The sequence below is a fragment of the Euryarchaeota archaeon genome (genome assembly GCA_016207515.1).
Taxonomy (GTDB): Archaea; Thermoplasmatota; SW-10-69-26; order JACQPN01; family JACQPN01; genus JACQPN01.
In genome coordinates this window covers 327813-346005 of the sequence record JACQPN010000025.1, presented here as the reverse complement: position 1 = coordinate 346005, position 18193 = coordinate 327813, and the positions used below count along the sequence as shown (strand labels likewise).

Sequence of the window (18193 nt, the reverse complement as noted above, 5' to 3'; positions counted from 1 at the left end):
CGCGCCAACACGTTGGGATCATCGAACACGGGCTTCACCAGGACCACCGGTCGGGGGTCAGGGTCGACGGGTTTTAGCCCGTTTGCCCGGGTCGTTTTTGGAGTTACAAAAGGGGCCGGTTTAGGAAGTTACAGCACACGTTAACACTTGACAACGAAGCGATGAACATCCTCTTTGAGGAATACAACGCTTTCCCGCCGGGCTACGCGGGGGGCTACTCGCAACTCCGCCTCGACTACCGCACATATTTTGTCGACCTGCTCGACCGTGTCGACCACCGAGAAGCCCCGTTGCGCACCTACATAGTAAACGCATTCCCGAACACCTTCCTCTACGAACACGGGGTCAACAACATCCTCGAATTACGGGAAACCTATCTCGCCTACGCGCGAGAGAAACTTCAACCAATTGACGCCCAATACGGGCAAGGCGTGGAGCAGCTCATCACGAGTCTAGCGCCCGATGCCGGAATCGGAGAAAGAGAAGCAACCACCGCCAGTCGGGAGATCACGAGAGAACTTTCAAGCTGGCGCGACACCACCGCACCACTCGAAGAATGGGACCTGGACCAACTCCAACCTGATATCCGCAGCGTCTTAGAAAAACTAGACGCCCTCAGGACTTGAGTTTTGACATGAAGAACCCTATCCGGTCCAACGCCCCGAAACCGGTGGGATCCCAATACTCCGCACTTGGACCAGTCTCCTCAATCTTGTTCATGATCCTATAGATGCCATGCATGTGTTCGAGACTGTTGATAAGTTGGCTATGATAATTCACGTACTGGGACGCCATTGCGCCGGGTTGGAGGTCACCGCACGCCGTCCGCAAGACCTCCTGGATTCTGGGACCGTACGGGTTAACCCCGAAGCAAGCGGAGGCATGAGCCAACAGGATAGGATTGCTCGGATGAAGGGTAGATTCTAGCGGACCGCGCCTTGTTTGCAAGAGAGACGACAAGCACATGGCTCGGCGCTTGGAAGCCTGTTCCCCCATTCTCACTGGCATGAGACCGAAGTACTCCGAATCAAACAAGGCGACACTTGCGAACGCTGTTGCCTCGGCACTGACGTTACGCCTGTTTGCCAAGTAATGGGTGTTGATACCCGGCGCTTTCCCATCGCTGAACCGACTCCACAAGGAGAAAATTTCCGCAAACTCCTGGTCCGTTGTAAGCAAAGTGGCACCATCGACTCGGTCTCGCCCCAAGTGTCGATAATTCATCATGATGTTAGTCCAGCCGCCTACTGGCGTCTGTCCGAGAAGCCATTCGCGCTCTAGCACGTTCTTGACGTAATCAAATCCATGTCTTCGCACAAAGCTACGCGCTCCGTCCAGGATTTTTTCTTTTTCAGGGCCAAACGCTCTGTCCGCCAGGTGCGCGCGCTGCACTTCTCTTAGTGCTCTCGCGATGTAGACCGTCCACATGGGACACGGGGGCTTCCCAGGGACTTCATGATCCAGGAAGAAGGGCGGGTAGGGCTTGCGGAAGATGAGGTATGGGCTCCGCACCGCGTAGCCTCCACCATCGGGGACCGGTTCGAGTGAATCGAAGAGGTAGTCGACCGCTCCAGTGATTCGCGCGTCGAAGTCCGTCTTGAACGTGTCCCGAAACCTCGGGAACACGTTCCCATTAGGTGTCGTTTTCAACCAACAAAGCAGGAGCAACACCTTGGCCGTCATCTCGACATTGACCGCCGCTTCGGCGAGAATCTTCTCCGACAATTGGCGCGTCGTCTGCTTACCCAACGCTGTTTCCACAGCGGCGTAAAGTTGCTTGACCGCCGGGAACTCCACAAGGATTGTAGGATCGGCATAGGGCCAGCCGAGCCACCGCTCATCTCGCCTCACTTGGGCGCCCATCAAGTGAGTGAGACCCGCGACATATGATTGAAGGACCATTTCTGGCCCCACGACGGGCTCACGCGTTTCGCTTTGATTCGCCGAATCCGTCACGGAAAGAGCCGCTGAGACTCCTGTGTTGGATTTCCATTTCTTGTCGTTTGGATCCTTGAATACGCGGTCCTCATCGGCGAGTCTTCGCAACAGATCCTCGACTGCCTCATACCCCATCCCGAGAGTCTCTGCGAGTAAGTACGGAGTCGCGCCACCGCGGGCCGCAAGTATCGTGACGACTGCTTCTCTAAGATACCATTCCGGGGGCTTCGACCGGCTCCCATTTCCACGTTGCAAACTCGTGTCCAACCGCGGCAGAACCCGTTGAATGCGCGTTTAACCTTTTCGCCTTCCTGTAGGGAGGCGCTCCAAAAGTCCTACCTCGCCTCCATTCCAGTATCATGCATCGCCTCGGCGATGCGCGGACTGAGAATATGACCCTGAAAAAGACCGGTAGCTTCGAATTACGCTTCGATCCAGAACTCGACCAACTTGAAAGATTCAAGCTCACGCGGGCCACCGACACGCAAGTGCTTGAAACTGCCAAGCAGCTCCGTTTCACGCCAGAACGGTCCCCTGAGAAGGACGTGATGCTCCTCGTCAAGGCCGAGCGTGACCACTTGCTCAAAATCTACGTCTTCAAGAAGGAGCCCGCGCTGGTTTGCAAAGTCATAGCGCCGCGCGGAGATTTCCCAGCGCTGAGGAGATACTACAAGAACCTCGAATTTGACGGAGATCAATTCCTAAACGGCCTCGGCGACCTCGACAATGGAGGCAAGGACGAGAATGACGATTCCGGCCCGCCGCCCATGCACCAATAGGAGGATGAGAAAATGCTGAGGAGAAGTGGTGTTAGAAAAATCATCGAAGCCTGCAAGACGAAGAAGGACTACCAGATCACGGAGGAAGCCGCCATCCGAGCCACGAGAATCGCCGAGGCAATCATCAATGCGTTCGGCGAAAAAGCGTGGAAGAACCTCGACTGGTCCAATTCGGCGCTCCAAAACAACGGGTTCCGGAAACGCTTCCGAGAAGGCGACGCGGATGCCGGGCTAGTGAACTTCCTCGACGACCCAGAGGCGCGGGAAAGCCTCAAGCGCGAACTCGGCCTATAGACGAGATGCGCGCCTCGCCTTGGCTACGCTTGCTGCCCTAGGGCAACGCTGCGCTCCGCCCCGCCGCGCCCCCTGGGGGCGCGCCTACGGCTCGGCGCGCCCTCCAACGAGGGGATAGGGGGCATCAAGAGGCTCCTTTGCCGGGAGCGGACGCGGGCGCCGATTGGGTGACGAGGGGGAGAAAGGGAAAGCTTTGAGCGCCGTCCGCGCCAACGGCCTATGGGTTCCTAATTCGACGGACGCTTGGGCTGGCGACCGGTCGTTTTACTTTCGCCGACGCCAAAGCCAAGCCTTTTTACGATGCCCTATTTATAGACGCTCTGCGCGACTTGGTTCCATGAAGAGAAAGGACGAGGCGAAAATGTACCGGGTCGGTCTTGCCGACGTCGCTAGCGTCTCGGGAGCAGCAGTCGGCGGCCTCGTGGTAAGCGGCGGTCTCTCCTATCTCATGGGACGAACCGACCACTACTACCTATGGGGCGATCCCTTGCGCGACAGCGCCCTGACACTTGTCGGCCTGGCAGGACTCGCCTACTATTCCCTGCGTTCATGGAAACACGCCCGGACGATGGTCAGCGCCCCCCGCGAACGATCCTGACGGCAAGGACCGCCAACAGCGCCGGGAAGGGCAGTGTGATGAAGCCCACCACCAACATGTAAACGGCGGCGTCCAAGAGTCGAAGGTCCGGCGGCGTTGCTCCTACTGGCGTGATCCCAAACATCCACAAGATTACGAGGCTCGTGGAATACAGTGGCCACAACAACGCTCCGAAGAGGAGAACATCGCCCTCCCGAAGGAAAATGTTGAGGCCGCCCCGCCTTCTTCCATCGCTCGCCGTTCCGGCCTGTTGATTGCCCGTGCTACCTTTTGTTTTCCCCAAACCAACACCCATCCCTTCCAGAACGAGGCGCGCCCGAACCGCGCCCCGCCGCGATCTCTGACCAGATCGGTTGGAGGAAGCCTACATCACGCGATGTGCGATATAATGGTTTTCCCTTCACTCGCACGTGTTCCGATGGAACCTTTGTACGTGTCAACAACGTGTTTGAAAAAATGAGCTTTCGAAAGTTTTCCGCCGGAGCTAATTCTGGCGTCGCGTGCAAGCCAACCAACGTTCCAGCGACGCGTCCATCGCGAGGAGTCCTTGCACGAAAAGCCGCATGAGTAACGATACTACAGGTCGCCGTGGTGCTTCGCGTGCGCGCCACGGAAACGTTACCCATGGACGCCTTCTCAAGCGCGCGTCGTAGCGACCTGCGCGCGGCGAACACGGGAAATGGCCCTGATTATCTCAGAAGATCGTCGTCGCGGTTACGAATACTGTCACCGACCCCACAGCCACCTATAAGACGAACCGGTCCGATGCACGGGTCGAGCAGGGCGTCTAGTCGGTTGCGAATCCTGGCCCGTGCATAACAGGCCCAAATTCGAACAATGCGGCAGGACGGCAGGTCGTCCTGCCTCCGGGAGCAAGATTCTGAAACACAGCGTGGCCATTCCCCCAACTGGCACGTCCCGCTTTGTTCTCGCCGAAGCGCCTTAACTCGTCCCGACGATTAATGAGCTCACCCTGGTCGCACCGTTTATGAAGGCGCCGCGCCCTCCGCGGTTCCATGCCCGGCAAGTCCACGAAACCCGCTGACCCATGGCTCATCCCTCCCGGTAAGGCGACAGCCGGGAGTCTCCGACAGGACATTTTGCATCGTTATGGCGACCTATCCGGCTTAGCAAAAGCGTTCTACGAAAAGTGCTGGGAACAACCAATAGGTAGCGAGAAGGAGGAGGTCCTCAACGCGCTCGTAGTACTTGCGATAGAATGCGCCATTGCGGACCCACCCCGTTTCTTGCGGCTCCACGAGGTTCTGGTCCCGGGACCGACCGGCAACTTTGCGGCCGGATCACAAGTGGTAGAGTCCCTACTCCGCGGCGACATTGATTCCACCTTCCGCAAGATCCACGCAGAGATTGAGGCCATGCCTGATGCCGAGCCAACCAAGCTATTCCGGTATGTATCACTGCTCGCCTTCATGACCGAGTTTAGAGTTAGGCCACTCCTGGCTGGTATCGCCTGTTGCCTTGACCTTCTCGTCGAAACCAAAAAGAATGGCTCGTTGGCCTTCAAGGGTCCGGCGGCCCACGAAACCATCTACTGGAATCGCTTTTTCAAGCCCAATAAGGAATTCTATGGCCCCCAAGTCATCGAAGTACCGATGGTCAAAACGTTCAGGGATGCAATGCGGGATTTGAAGGAGGCGTTGGAGGCCGCCACTCAGTCACAGGTTCTCGATCCCACGCGTCTTAACAGTCTGGGTAGTTTTCGCGAGAGTTTCCTCAACGACCCGACTCCCCCCATGCAGCGGCGTCCGACCCAGGGATATAGGTTGGGGCTGGGCGAACTTCGCAACAAGACCCTCCACGGCGATTTCAGCATGCGAACCAATGGCTCGCTCGCCTTTGGGTTAGCCCTTTTCTACGACGATTTCAAGAACGGTCGGAAGACCCACAACGTCCAGACGATTCAGCTCGCCGCCTGCCGTCCTAATTGGGAACGGCTGGATAGTCTCATTTGCTTGACGCAAGCGTGGGAGGTAGCGCTGCGGAATCTCTCTTTATGGCTCTCCATGTGGGGTCACCAACCTCTTCCGTACTAGGGCGGCCCTTCCTTTTACCGCGTGAATTGCGCCAGCGCATTATCGAAGCGGGTCAAGGCCAGACGCCCCTACCGCCCCGGACTTAAACCATGCGGCGGGTGGCGACTTGTCTGCGGCGTGCCAGCACCCGTCAATCTCGCCGTGGCCCCCGCTTCGCATCTCACATCGGGCCCCTTCGTCGGCACGCCGATGCAGTTAATTCCCCAGGAACATCTTCCATCTCACGATCCAATGTGGCCCGACTTGGCACTGCTCCTGTCGATTGTAGCCCTTATCCCTTTACTCGCATACGCCGTACAGCGTACCGCCTTTGCTCCCCGTATCCGTTTTCGAGTCGCCGGCGAGCAGCAGGGGGAACCCATTCCAGTTACGCCGAATGGCCGGATAATATTCGGCATAGGCACCGAATCGAGGCGACGCGTACGCGTCACGGACGTTTTCGCGTTGGGCGATCCAGCCATTGTCGACCTTTCCAAGACCAAGGGCACGGAAGTTCGAATGAGCATCGACGCTGGGTTCCCACTAGGCATCTTTTTCCCCGGACCTTACGTGATAACGAAGGGCCACCACCACGGGTTCTATTGGCAACACGAAAGCCGCGCCCCCGCGTTCTCCATCAAACTTGTGGCGGAAGGTCAAGTTGAGGACACGGAAGTCCCTCCCATCCTCGACATGGTGCCCACGCGGCGTTTCCGGGCGGAGCGCATCGTACTTTTCGTGGTAAAGGACACGGGGGATCAGGACATCCACGCGGCGGGCTATACCGTCGGACCGGGAGAGGCGCTCCATGTTGACGGCGTTCAGGCGCAAGAGGCATTGTTCGCCGCGGCCAATAAGGAGAACACACCGGTCAGGGTGCTTGAAGTAACAAAGCGCGAGTAATTGCGTCTACTCTCGCGAACCATGGAATGTTTTCGACGCGAGAATTGCCGCCTATGGAAAGCCCAATTTTCAGGCTTTTCGTCGCGACGTTGCCACATCCCCTCACATAGTACGTTCGTCGAACTCCACTTCCGGAGGTTTCGGCGACCCGTGGTGGAAAAGCCCATACCAACCTCGTCTCATGCAGGGGGTCGAGGTGATCAAGCAAGCGCACGGAGCGCACGCGAAATCATGGAACAAGCCTGGAGCTCACACGCTGCCAGGCTCAGGGCAAGACTGGAAGAAATCAAGACACCTGTTCAGGACTGGACCACGGAAGAACTCGAGATGTATCTTCGGGACTACAAGAGGCGGAAGCGAAGCACGATACGAACTCGGTTGTGCCAGCTTCGTTTCATGGAGAACTACGCGCCCATGCCTGTGAAGCTTCACGGGACGCGTTACGAACTCGTGCAGTCGTTCTTTCTCTACTCCCGCGTTAGGGAAGAAGAGGAGAAGGCGCCCGCAACGACTCTGATCAACGACCACAAGGCGATCAGGTCGCTGGGCGACTTCCTCGGAATCCCACGCGAGATTTGGCCAACGGCTCCAACCGAGCCGAAGAACGACGAGCGAGAACTCCCGAGCCCCGAAGACATCTACGACCTCCTACACGCGGACTACACGCCGCGACCGAACGTCAGCTACGAGAACGCCCTCGTCAAGGCGCTCTTGTTGCTCGACTTCGCGGTCGGCGTCAGGTTCCCGAGCGAGGCCCATTCGCTACGATTACGAGACTTCGACCCGGAGCGTCACATATTGACGATCACGGAGCCGAAGAAATCGGGCCGCAGGCGAACCGTGCTTATCGAGCCGGAGTGGATCTGCTGCTCCGCTCGACAAGCAAGCCTCGCCAACTACCTCGCGTGGAGGAAGAAGGTAGACCCGGAAGGCCGCGAAGACGCTTTCTTTTTGAAACCGAATGGCCGGCCCTTCCACTCGAAGTTCGGCCTGAGCAAGTTCCTGAACGACCACGTTAAACCGCGTTTCCCGTGGTTCCACCCCTACCTCGGCCGCCACTGGTGCGCCAATGCCCGCCTAATCGACCAAGGCTTCGATTACGCGCGAGTTGCGGACTGGTTAGGCCACGAGCGCCTGGACATGACCAGACGCGAATACGAGCACGGGGCGAGGATCTACGAGCGACTGTACGGCCGCCATTGGCTCGACCGGATAGCCCGGCGAACCAAGAGCGCCCAAAAAACGCCGATGTCGTTTCGTCCCCAAGTGGAGAGAGTGAATGCTCCTGCCGGGATTCGAACCCAGGTCGGAAGCTCGAAAGGCTTCTATCCTTGACCGGACTAGACTACAGGAGCGTGAAGGCCGGATTGGCTTACGCGTCTTGTAGTTTTGCCTACGCATTCGGAAAAAACCGACGCTGGCATCGTGGCCCGCGCGTCGCTCATCCGCCCGAGACGGCGCGGAGTCCTTGGGGTCGTCCGCTGGTTTCGGTCGGTATCAACCGCCCGAAACTTCGCGGGCTCCCATTGGTCGTCCGCTTCTTTCCGTCGGCCTTAGCCGCCGGAAACCACTCTGAAGACTTCCAGCGTGTCGCCGTCATCGAGAGGTTCGTCGTCGGGGACGACTTCGCTTCGGCGCGATACGAGGTACATCTCGCGCCTGAGCGACGCCGCGGCCAAGGCATCGGTGACGGTCGACCCCGTCGGCAGGTCGACGACGCGTCGTCCCTTGTCGGGGCCTGTTTCGATGAGAGTGACCTGGATCCGTTCCACCGAAGCGGTTATACAAGGCACCGTTGATACGCGTTTCGCCCTCCTTGGACGGTTTCCAACGGGGTCTTGCCCAGGTAGCCAAGCCCGGTTTACGGCGATAGACTCGAGATCTATTGGGGGGAAACCTCCACGGGAGTTCAAATCTTCCCCTGGGCGTGTGAGCCTTCCCGCAGGAAGGCGAGCACGAGGTGACGAGCGCGAGCGAGTCACCGACGCTCACATTTTCCCCAACCATCCTGTGAGCGACCAGTCCCAAATAGTCTGGGAAGATTTGGACGAGACGGAACTCCCCAAGGGTCCCCAGGTTCCGGCGGAGCTCAAATCTTCCCCTGGGCGCTGCTTTTTCCCCAACAGTCTAGCAGCGACCAGTCCCTAATAGTCCGGGAAGTTTGAACGAGGGGGAACGGGTCAACGGTTCCGAAGTTCCCCCGAAGTTCAAATCTTCCCCTGGGCGCTAATCTTTTTGCCGAAGCGCAGCTCCGCTGCGCTAGGGGCGCGGGGGCCGCCAAAAAGCTTAACCAAGACTCGTACCCAGTTCAAGAATTGGGGCCATCCTTCGGGTGGCCCTTTCGCCCGACCGGGGCGTCTTGCTCGTTTTCGTTCCCCCTCAGATCGAGCAGCTTGGACACGGGAGCGAATCAGCCGAGGCTTTCGCTTGGTTTGTCGGCCGCCCCTGGGACCGAGGTCAGAAGTCCTCGAATTGCCCTGGCCGAGGGAGAGTGGACGAGCGTAGCGAGTCCACGAGGGGCGGCTTTTGCGCCCGTTTGCCGCCGCCCCTGGGAGCGACGGGTTCGCCTCAGCGAAGCCGGAGCGACAGGGGCGGCTCGAACGAAGTGAGAGCCGCCCCTGGGAATTGAACCCAGGACCTACTCCTTACCAAGGAGTCGCTATACCACTAAGCCAGGGCGGCAGAGTCGCGATCGCGCACGTCGAGCAAGGCCGCAAACGGCGGAAGCGACGGTCGCGAAATCGCAGAACGTCCCGCCGTATGGGGCCGGGTTAATTAACCTTTTCTTGGGGCCCCGCCGTCGTCCAACCCTTGGGGTAAGTCCCCGGCTCCATGAGCACTCGTTGCGTTTCGAAGGCTATCCCGGTCTTCGCGTCGTCGAGTTCTTTCGCATCCATCATCGCTTTTCCGATCGCGACCCCTTCACCTTTCATCGAGTACATTGCGATGGTGTCTTGTTTCTTGAGGCTGGCCGGAAAGGAGACGACGCCTGGGACCGCAAGCTTCGCCCCATGGCAGACGGCGTCCACCGCATTTTCCCGGATCTGGACCGAGGGGAGGTGGGCGAGCAGTGCTTCGATGGGGAGGACGGTTTTTCGTAGCCACGTTTCGTCCCTACTTGATTTCCACTCCTCGTAAGCGTCTTTCACGTCGTGGAGCGTTACGGCCGATTTTTCCGTGAACGGTCCCGTCTTCACGCGGCGTAGATCCACCATGTTGGCGCCGACGCCCGCGACCGTGCCGATGTCGTTGCAGAGCGTCCTCACGTATGTTCCGGCTTGGCAGTCCACCTTGAACAACACGTCGCGCCCGTCGAGTTCAAGGATCTCGCTTTCGTAGATGGTCCGGATACGAAGGATCTTCTTCACGGCCGATTTGAGGGGCGGCGTCTGGTAGATCTCGCCCTTGAACTCATCGAAGATCGCTCGGACGTCTTTCTCGCTGAGGTCTGCGTGGAACCGCATCGTGGCCACGTACGACTTCGGCGCGAGGAGAAGCGTCTTTATCGCGCGCGTCCCGTTTTCGAGCGCCACTGGGAGGACACCGGTGACATTCGGGTCGAGCGTCCCGCCGTGTCCCGCCTTGGAGAGCCCTAGAGCGACCTTTAGCCACGCGACCACCTGGTGGGAGGTGGGCCCGGCCGGTTTGTCGAGGTTCACGACACCCAGGGCAAGGTGTTCCTCGATCGTGCGTTCGCTCGGTCTCTTCCCGTGTGTCCCGGGGGTCGCATCTTTTCCTTTGATGATGAGGCCGTTTTCAGGCAAACCTTGCTCGGGCCTCCTTGACAATGAGTTCTGCGATCGGTTCCGGTCCGTGTTTCGAGGAGTCGATCTTCATGTCGTAGATCTTGGTATCGAGGATATCGATGCCATAGATCTCGCGGTAGCGCCTGGCCTCGGAGTCCTCACGCGTCCGGTTCGCCTTCGCGGCGGCGGCCTTCTCCATGTCGTCGCGTCCCCCCACGCGCTTTGCCCGGACCTCGGGCGGCGCTTCGAGCCAGACTTTCAGGCAATCGAGTCGGGCCCATTGGGCTACGTACGCGACTAGGCGCCCTTCGACGACGGCGTCGCCGGCGCGCATGACCTTCTCCATCTCCTTGTCGAGCGCCTTGTCGACCTCGAAGTCGCCTTCCGCGAGTTTACTGAATTCGAGAAGCGTCATCCCTCTGCGGCTGGCCTCGCCACGGAAGATCTCCCCGGCCGTGACGGCAGGTACGCCGAGCTCCTTGGCGACGAGCCGCGCCGCCGTGGATTTACCGCTTCCAGGAAGGCCCGCGATGGCCACAAGCATCAGCCACCTTCCGTTCCGCGTCGCTTCACGACCGCGTGCTCGGCGAGCCGCAGCCCCTTCTGGACCAGCGTCCCGAAGCCTATGGATGTGAGCGAGTAGTACAGGATCCAGTGTGGCAGGATCCACCACGCACCGAGGAGGTCCCAGTCTCCGACCCACGGGAGGGACATCGAATGAGGTTGTAGGGTAAGCGGAGGCGCGCCCTGTGAGAGCGAGTACGCGCTCGCCCCCGTGAGGTTCACGGTCTGTGTCCGCCCGGCGCTCGCGAACGTCACTTGTGCGGTCCCCTCGAGCGCCTCGCCCTCGGTGAGCGGGATGACGAGGTAGCCCGTGTCGTTCTCGAGGAATGTGACTTTCGCGGCCGGGCCCGGGTTCAACTTCATGGCCCGCGTAGGCGTCGTTTCGTTGCCGAAGAGGACGAGCCCGAAATGGTTTGCGAAGCGGCCCTCGACGCGCTCGAGCGAGGACGCGTGGTTCACGCGGAACCCGTTTTGGCTTATGGTCACCTCGTATTCATCGGGCGGAAGTTGTACAGGGGCTATCCCCACCGGGTTGAACGGGTTGGTCGCCTTCGCGTCGAGTACTCCTACGCGAGCCTCCCCTTTCGAGACGTCTGCGGTCCCGCCTCCTTTTGCCTTCACAAAATCGAACTCGACGGGCACTATGGTCAATGCAGTGTGCTGCCAGGGTTGGATCGTGGTAGCGTTGCCGGAGCCTACGGCCTCGAAATGTAGTAGGTCCTTGTCCACGGCCATGAGCACCACCGGGTCTGAGTCGGGCGACAAAGCCACGTCATGAGGGACGGGCGCCGTCACAAACGCGAAGAGCCAACTGAACGTCGGTATGATCACCACCATGGTGAGAAGCATCGGTTTGAGCTGCGAGCTCGACATCTCGCCTTGCATCTTCATGATCTCGGGCTGCATGTCGGTAAGCTGCTTGATCTTGAACTTGTTGTTCTCCTTCGTGGCGGTCTTGAGCTCGCCCTGATAGACGCGCATCACGTCCTGGACGCGCGCCATGTGGGCCCAGTCCATGAAGAAGTGTCTGAGCACGGTCGTTATCAGCACCATCAGGGCGGAAGCGAGGAGTATCGTGAGCGCAGGCTCGCGGCCGCCGAAACCGATGAGCGGGTTGAGGATGCGGTCAAGGTTCTTGCCGACCGTCGTGTTCACCGACGGGAAGAGGATCGTGAGCAAAAGCGCCGAGATCGCGACAAAAAGGAGGGCTTGACCGATGGGCCCGTCGCCGCGCTTTTTCGGCGGCACCTAGCGACCCACCGCGTCGAGGATCTGACGTTTCGTCGCTTCTACCGCGCCGTCCTTGTTGTGGATGATCTTCAACGTGGCACCGGTCAGGGTGGCGATCGCCGATGCGGCCGCCCGGTTGATCTCCTGATGCAAGGCGATGGAGGCCTCGTCGTCCGCGTCACGATGCCGGCTCGCGTCCTTGGCCCTCCTGGCGAGGATCTCCTTCGGCGTGGCCTCGACAAGGATGACCATGTCGGGTTTGAGCGCTGTCGCCACCCATTCGGGGATACCTGGCAGGTAGCCCTTTGGCGTCTTGATGGTGCAATGCGTGTCCACGATGACGTCGCCTTGCGTCGCGATCCAGACAGCGGCCGATTCCTGTATCTGGCGCTGTGTTTCGGGCGGGAGAAGCCGCATCTCGTCGCGGGTCTTCGCAAGGCCGCGCTTCGAGGCCTCTTCGAACATGACCGTCCCGTAGACGACGACCGGCATCTTCGTGGACTCGGCGGCCGCATTGATCACGGTCGATTTGCCGACGCCGGGGACCCCGGTGATGATGATCGCGCCCATGGGATATCGAGGGTCAATGGAATGAGACGAATATAGTTTACGCCAGACTGTGGGCTCGGTATCGGCTCGGGCCGTCTAGCCTTCGCCGAACACTTCGGTGACTTCGTCACCTCGCCTCGGCGGCGCGTTCGCCGCCCTCGGTTTCGCGGACTCGCTGCTGCTCGCCCGCTCGTTTTCGGCTCGGGACATCCCTCGCCGAAGATTTCGATGACTTTGCTTCGCTCGTCATCTCATCTTTGTCGAAGGCTTTCAGCCTTCGCCAAAGAATCCTCGCAGGGCAGGATGCATCTCCATGACCTGCTCCTTGGCGATCTGTTCGTAGAACTGGTGCAGGATGCCGACGGTGAGCAACACGCCGGTCCCGGAGGCCGCGCCCAGAGTGCCGAGGAGATCTGCCGTCGCCGCGAGGGCTCCGACCGCGAACCCGCCTATGACCGTGACCACCGGGATGTATCGCTCCAGTATGCGCTCCACGATGCGAGGATCCCGGCGGAATCCGGGTATCTGCATGCCGCTCTTCTGGATCTGTTTGGCCACTGCGTTGGGGCCCATGTTCGTCGTCTCGATCCAGAACTTGGCGAACATGATGGACCCGAGCACCATCGCAAGCCAGTAGATGAGGACATGGGCGATCACCTGCCATGGTTCCCTGATGGCAAACACCGCCCCGTACCTCGCTTCGTTGAGGAACGGCAGTAGCCACGTCTCCAAGGCACCTTGGCTTCCCCCGCCGCCGAACGGCGAGAAATAATACGCCGCTCCGCTGATGGCACTCGTCGAGCCTGGGGCGTAACTGCCGACCCATCCTTGGTGGCCGACTAGCGGAAGGTTCTGGAGGGGTCCAGACCAAAGGAGAAGGCTCACAAGGTTCACGTTCGCAAGCAGCGCCGCCATGAGGATGACGGGGATGTTCGACGCGTAGAGCAGCTTGATCGGGTAGCGCCCGCGCGCGCCGCGCACCTTCCCGTGGGCGAGCGGCAGTTCGACTTTCATCGACTGCGCGTAGACCACGACAACGAAGATGAGCACCGTCGAAAGGAAGGCGACTGCGCTGTTCTGCCCTTCGAGGAAGATCTGCTCGAACCCGCCGCCTGCGACGAGTTGGGCGGTCGACATCTGGTCGAGAAGGTAGATTGTCCTCGGGATAGTGCCCGCCGGCGGGTTCTGTACGGAGATGACGCCGGTCGTCGTGGGAAGCCACGACAAGGCCCCCGTGAAAATGGATTGGGAGACACCTGCCGCGATGAAAAGCGATATGCCCGACCCGATGCCCCATTTGGAGACCACCTCGTCCATCAGGAAGACGATGTAGCTTCCGAGTGCCAGTTGTATGATGATCAGGGAGCGCGCCCAATCGAGGCCGATGTTCGATATGAGCAGCTCATCGGGTCGCAGGAATCCGTAGACCTGCGGGACCGCCTCGACGATTATCATCACTATGACGAGGACCTTCTGTGTCCCTTGGTAGATGGACTTGTCCTCAGGCTTCGTGAGATCGAGGTTGATGATCTTCGCGCCCGTGAAGAGCTGCATGATGATTGAACCCGTGACGATGGGTCCGATTCCTAGGTGGACGAGCGAACCCGAGGCTCCCGCGAGGATGGCCCTGAACGACTGGAACACGTCTACGGTGCCCGGGGCAAGGCCGTAGAGGAGGACGTTTGCAAGGACGAAGTACGCGATGAGCGCCACGACCGTCCAACTCATCTTCGTGCGGAAATGGACGTGGCCCTCCGGTTTCTGGACGGCGGGCATCCTCTTGATGATGGGTTCCAGTTTGTAGAGCAGGCTCTTCTTTTCGTCCGCCATCAGCGTTTCCCCGGTTGGTGTTGGCGCGTCGACGCGCCGCCCTTTATGGGCGGGCGGCTAATCCGCGCCCGCGTTATTAACCCTGTTACTTCGACTTCTCCCTCTTCGATTTGGCGTCGCTCGCCTTCCCGGGCTTTTCGCCCTTCGGCTTCCACCCGCCGCCTTCGTGTTTTCCCTTGGCGTGAGGACCGCCCTCGGGTTTCGCGGTCTCGTCGGTCTTGTGCTTCGAGTCGCCGCCCTTCTCCTTACCTTCGGCCTTCGGAGCTTCCTCGGGTTTCGCCTTCTTTTCGCCCTTCGCCGGTTTCTCCTTCGGCGAGTCTCCCTTCGGAGGTTTTCCGCCAGGAGGCGGGGATGGTTTCGCCTTCTCTTTTGGTGGGGCTTTGACGACCGTGGTCGTGACATGGCCGCCGGCGGCTTGGATCTTCTTCATGGCCGAGGGGGTGGCCTCGCCTACCGTGACCATTATCTTGTGGCGCACCTGGCCGCTTCCAAGGAGCTTGTCGACGCCGTGCTGCGCCAGGTCGACCGTGAACGTCCCGTCGCTACTTGGCCCTGCGTACGTCGCTATCCTCTCGTCGAGGTCGCACACGTCGATCGTCCCCTTGACGTGGGTGACGTCGTCGGGCCGCACGAATCCCCGGTTCTTCAGGAAATGCTCGGGGAAATACTTCTGGAAATAGAGCTTGCGGTGCTTTCTGGCTCCCGCGTTCCCGACGCCGCCGCGCATGCCGGGGCCGCGACCGTGTTTCTTGCCGCGACCGTGGGTACGGCTTCCGCGAAGTCTTTGCGTCCTGTTGGTCTTCTTGGCCATTTCGGTTTCCCTCCTTAGATCATTCGCTTGATGAGTTCGTTGATGTCCTTCCCGCGGTAGCCCAAGGAACCGCCGACGGTCCAGTGGCGCTTGTTCCCCTCGAAGCCTCCGCGCGGCGGGCTGAGCCTGAAGAGGGGTTTTGCGCCTTTGACTTCGGCAAGGCGCGTCTCGCCTTTGGCAACGGCCTTTGCAAGCTCCGAGATGGTCTTGTACTTGGAGTTGGCGGCCACGTGCGCATCGGTAAGAGGCTTGTTCCCCTCGATGCGGCCCCGGCTCGAAAGGAGCGCTTCCACCGTGAGGGCGTCGACCTCGCCGTATGCGACGTAGTCCTTCGCCTTGTGGAGCATCCCGTTCATCGAGTCGTTCACGGGCACGATCACGCAGTAGTTCGGCCTGTTGATCTTCAACTGGTCCATCGTCATGCGGATGTCATGACGGATCCTGGCCGTGCCACGGATGCGCACGATCGCCATCGCCGGCGTCGAGGCGGCTTTCCTCGCGGCCTTCGCGGTGGACCTCTCCTTGATCTCGGTCGCTCGGCTCATTGCACTACACTTCCCTCGATTATCCCGAGTTTCGCCCTTGATTCTTCGCGAACGCGCATCTCGCTCGATTTCTTCATGGCGTCGAAGGCGGCCTTCGCGCTGTTGATGGTGGTCTTCGTCTGCCCGCGGGCGAAACCCCAGACGTCCTTGACTCCGGCGAGGCGGAGAACGTGCTTGGCGACGTTACCCGTGGCAAGACCGATGCCTCGCGGCGCCGGCCTGAAGTGCATCTCGACGGAAGCGCTCTTCCCGACGACGGTGAACGGCACCGTGTGGCTCGTCCCGCAGCCGCATTCCCAGGAGCCGCAACCGCGCCGGACCTCTATCATGTTGAGTTTAGCCGCGTCGATCGCCCTGCGGATCGTGGGTCCGACCTCCTTGCCCTTGAAAAGGCCAAGGCCCACGTACCCGTCCTTGTTGCCGACCACCGCGACGACCCTGAAGCGCACCCTGCGACCGGAGTCGGTCATGCGTTGGACCATGTTGACGTCGATGACCTCGTCCTCGGTTCCGGGAAGGAGCACGTCGACGATCTCCGGTTCACGAAGCGGCAATCCGGACCGGAGTGCCTGCCTCATGGTGGTGATCTCGCCGCTCTTTACCTTACGGCCGAGTTCCGTTATCGGCACCCAGTCCGCGATGTTCCGTTCTTCCTGTCCCCTGAAATCTGCCATCAGGCCTCACCTTGGATCTTCGCCTTGACGGCGTTGAATTTCTCCGTCGAGCTTCCTTCGAGGTGGCCGCCCGCGATCCGGGCGTCATCCGGGAGGATGTTCTCACCGTGCGGGACGTCGACCCCTGCGTCGACCACGCCTTTGAGCGCGGCGAACACACGGCTGCCGGGGACCGGGTTGTGGCGCCCGATGTCGAGGACTCCTTCCTTGACGTTCTTGGCGCTCGCTCTCTTCCCGGCAAGAAGGCCGACGAGGTACGCGGCCGGCGTGTTCGTGGGCGCCCCGTCCCAGCCGAGGCCCTTAAGGTCCACGGATGTGGCGGTCGCAATGATGACGTCGCCCGTCTCGCTGTAGTTCGCGAACTGCACGGTCACCCGCTGGAGGCTGCGGCGCACGACGACGCGGGTCTTGCCGCTCTTGAGCAGTGCCAACCTCTTCTTGTAGTCCGTTTTTCCTTCACGCCTTCGCCTGAAGGGCACCCTGTAGCGGGGTCCGTCCGTCATTGCGGTTCCTCCTTGAGATGTCCTGCAGAGCGCAGGTGGAATTGGAGGTTCTTACGCGAGTTGAAAGCACCGCCCTTCGCCTTCATGTAGTAGGCGCGGTAGGTCTTCGCGTCGATCTTCTTGGTCTCGCGCAGGTCGCTTAGGACATCGCGTAGCGCCCGGATGGTCCTGATCCACCGCTTCTTGCGGGGGTCGCGCGCTTGGCTTCCCTTGGCGCCCTTACGAGTTCCCGGGCCCCGCCTTCGTCCCTTCTGCTTCTGGGCGAGGATCTTGTTCGCCCTGGAACGTGAGACGCCCTTCTTCTGGTGCGCCTTGATGAGGCCGCGGCCCACGAGGGTCGCGATGTCCCGCCTTGTCACGGCCTCTGCGACCTCGTCGGAGCGCAGCGGGTCGATCCAGACACGGGACTCGCCGCAGCCTAGGACGGCCGCAGCCAGGCGACGTTGGTTGCGAAGATCGGTCATCTAAGCCGCCCTCTTGGAGTTGAGAACGCGGATCCCGAGTTTCTTCGCCTCGGCCTCGATGACGCCACGTTTTCGCGCCCCGACGCCGCCGCCGATGCGGGCGGCCTGGGTCTTCGGGCGGATAGCGACGAGGTCTTTGGCATTGTGAACCAGGACCTCCTCGAACCCGGACGGGTGCAATCCACGCGCCGCAACGGGGCTACCGTAGCCGATGGCCGGCTGACGCGGCCTGTATTGGTAGTTGCGGCGCTGCTTGGTCGACACGCCGGAGGGATTCCTCCACACATGCTTGAGTTTCTTGTACCTGAAGATCTGGTCCCTGTTGAACGAGGGCCGATGGCTCACCTGGATCTTCCGAAGGTGGAGCGCCGCCGCGGTCGCATCGGAAAGCTCCGGTTTCGCCTTGACGACGTAAGCCTCCTTCTCTTCGACCACCTTTAGTTTCTCAGGGGCCGCCTCTTTGGCCTTCTTGGCCTTCTCCGGGGGTTTTTCCTTCTTCTTCTCCACGACCTTGATCTCTTCCTTCGCCGCGGGCTTTTCGACGTGCTTCAAACCATCGACGATCGCAGCGGCGGTCTTCGGCCCGATGTGCTCGATCTGTTCGAGCTCCGATGTCGTCGCCTTCTTGAGCTTCTCCACCGTGTGGTAGCCCGCGTCGTAGAGGTGTTCAGCGGTTTTCTTGGAAACACCGGGGATCTCGCTGAACTTCTTGATCGTCTCGTCCTTGGTCAT

At 60.3% G+C, this 18193-nt stretch carries 19 protein-coding genes, 3 tRNA genes and 1 pseudogene; 8 read left to right on the top strand and 15 right to left on the bottom strand.

Annotated elements, in window-relative coordinates; genetic code table 11:
* The first annotated feature begins 161 nt into the window (after nt 1-161).
* Nucleotides 162-626 carry a hypothetical protein gene (locus tag HY556_12300; GenBank protein ID MBI4394555.1) on the top strand — a complete coding sequence of 155 codons (465 nt, stop codon included), beginning with the start codon at nt 162-164 and terminating at the stop codon, nt 624-626.
* Here HY556_12300 and HY556_12295 read toward each other — a convergent pair.
* A complete protein-coding gene (locus HY556_12295) occupies nt 616-2205 on the bottom strand; it encodes a hypothetical protein (protein ID MBI4394554.1) in 1590 nt (529 codons plus the stop codon). The two genes, HY556_12300 and HY556_12295, sit on opposite strands and share 11 nt — an antisense overlap.
* Before the next feature lie 125 nt (nt 2206-2330).
* On the opposite strand from HY556_12295, the gene HY556_12290 reads away from it, so the two are divergent.
* The 6 genes and pseudogenes from HY556_12290 to HY556_12265 all read left to right on the top strand — a co-directional run bounded on the left by HY556_12290 (nt 2331) and on the right by HY556_12265 (nt 7709).
* A complete protein-coding gene (locus HY556_12290) occupies nt 2331-2717 on the top strand; it encodes a hypothetical protein (GenBank protein ID MBI4394553.1) in 387 nt (128 codons plus the stop codon).
* A 12-nt stretch (nt 2718-2729) separates the two neighbouring features.
* On the top strand, nt 2730-3011 hold the full coding sequence (locus HY556_12285) for a hypothetical protein (protein ID MBI4394552.1): 282 nt from the start codon (nt 2730-2732) through the stop codon (nt 3009-3011).
* Nucleotides 3012-3348: 337 nt separating this feature from the next.
* Nucleotides 3349-3609, top strand: a complete 261-nt coding sequence (locus HY556_12280) for a hypothetical protein (protein ID MBI4394551.1) — start codon at nt 3349-3351, stop codon at nt 3607-3609.
* Nucleotides 3610-4625: 1016 nt separating this feature from the next.
* Nucleotides 4626-5663: a hypothetical protein gene (locus HY556_12275; GenBank protein MBI4394550.1), complete on the top strand. Its 1038-nt coding sequence runs from the start codon at nt 4626-4628 to the stop codon at nt 5661-5663.
* A 243-nt stretch (nt 5664-5906) separates the two neighbouring features.
* Nucleotides 5907-6545: a hypothetical protein gene (locus HY556_12270; protein ID MBI4394549.1), complete on the top strand. Its 639-nt coding sequence runs from the start codon at nt 5907-5909 to the stop codon at nt 6543-6545.
* A 21-nt stretch (nt 6546-6566) separates the two neighbouring features.
* Nucleotides 6567-7709 (top strand): annotated as a pseudogene (locus tag HY556_12265) (site-specific integrase).
* A 116-nt stretch (nt 7710-7825) separates the two neighbouring features.
* On the opposite strand, the gene HY556_12260 reads toward HY556_12265, so the two are convergent.
* Together HY556_12260 and HY556_12255 are read right to left on the bottom strand one after the other, a co-directional pair.
* A tRNA-Glu gene (locus HY556_12260) sits at nt 7826-7900 on the bottom strand.
* Between the two features lie 198 nt (nt 7901-8098).
* Complete coding sequence (locus HY556_12255; GenBank protein ID MBI4394548.1) at nt 8099-8317, bottom strand: MoaD/ThiS family protein; 219 nt, start codon at nt 8315-8317, stop codon at nt 8099-8101.
* A 68-nt stretch (nt 8318-8385) separates the two neighbouring features.
* Between HY556_12255 and HY556_12250 the strand changes: the two genes are divergently transcribed.
* Nucleotides 8386-8473: transfer RNA gene (locus HY556_12250), tRNA-Ser, on the top strand.
* A 682-nt stretch (nt 8474-9155) separates the two neighbouring features.
* Here HY556_12250 and HY556_12245 read toward each other — a convergent pair.
* The 12 genes from HY556_12245 to HY556_12190 all read right to left on the bottom strand — a co-directional run bounded on the left by HY556_12245 (nt 9156) and on the right by HY556_12190 (nt 18193).
* Nucleotides 9156-9227: transfer RNA gene (locus HY556_12245), tRNA-Thr, on the bottom strand.
* 89 nt (nt 9228-9316) lie between these two features.
* Nucleotides 9317-10288, bottom strand: a complete 972-nt coding sequence (locus HY556_12240) for an RNA-guided pseudouridylation complex pseudouridine synthase subunit Cbf5 (protein MBI4394547.1) — start codon at nt 10286-10288, stop codon at nt 9317-9319.
* Nucleotides 10289-10301: 13 nt separating this feature from the next.
* Complete coding sequence (locus HY556_12235) at nt 10302-10835, bottom strand: cytidylate kinase family protein (protein MBI4394546.1); 534 nt, start codon at nt 10833-10835, stop codon at nt 10302-10304.
* On the bottom strand, nt 10835-12103 hold the full coding sequence (locus tag HY556_12230; GenBank protein MBI4394545.1) for a DUF106 domain-containing protein: 1269 nt from the start codon (nt 12101-12103) through the stop codon (nt 10835-10837). Before HY556_12230 ends, HY556_12235 begins: the two co-directional genes overlap by 1 nt.
* Entirely contained in the window at nt 12104-12655 is a 552-nt protein-coding gene (locus HY556_12225; GenBank protein ID MBI4394544.1) for an adenylate kinase, read from the bottom strand.
* 249 nt (nt 12656-12904) lie between these two features.
* Nucleotides 12905-14464 (bottom strand): preprotein translocase subunit SecY, encoded by a 1560-nt coding sequence (secY, locus tag HY556_12220; protein MBI4394543.1) that lies wholly within the window; start codon nt 14462-14464, stop codon nt 12905-12907.
* An 85-nt stretch (nt 14465-14549) separates the two neighbouring features.
* Nucleotides 14550-15275 (bottom strand): uL15 family ribosomal protein, encoded by a 726-nt coding sequence (locus HY556_12215; protein MBI4394542.1) that lies wholly within the window; start codon nt 15273-15275, stop codon nt 14550-14552.
* Between the two features lie 14 nt (nt 15276-15289).
* Nucleotides 15290-15748 (bottom strand): 50S ribosomal protein L30, encoded by a 459-nt coding sequence (locus HY556_12210; protein ID MBI4394541.1) that lies wholly within the window; start codon nt 15746-15748, stop codon nt 15290-15292.
* Nucleotides 15749-15816: 68 nt separating this feature from the next.
* The gene (locus HY556_12205) at nt 15817-16494 is read right to left on the bottom strand and encodes a 30S ribosomal protein S5 (protein ID MBI4394540.1); all 678 of its coding nucleotides are present in this window, start codon (nt 16492-16494) and stop codon (nt 15817-15819) included.
* Nucleotides 16494-16997, bottom strand: coding sequence for a 50S ribosomal protein L18 (locus HY556_12200; protein ID MBI4394539.1), 504 nt, complete (start codon nt 16995-16997; stop codon nt 16494-16496). The genes HY556_12205 and HY556_12200 overlap by 1 nt, the downstream gene beginning before the upstream one ends.
* Entirely contained in the window at nt 16994-17461 is a 468-nt protein-coding gene (locus HY556_12195; protein MBI4394538.1) for a 50S ribosomal protein L19e, read from the bottom strand. The genes HY556_12200 and HY556_12195 overlap by 4 nt, the downstream gene beginning before the upstream one ends.
* A complete protein-coding gene (locus tag HY556_12190; GenBank protein MBI4394537.1) occupies nt 17462-18193 on the bottom strand; it encodes a 50S ribosomal protein L32e in 732 nt (243 codons plus the stop codon). It abuts the gene before it with no gap.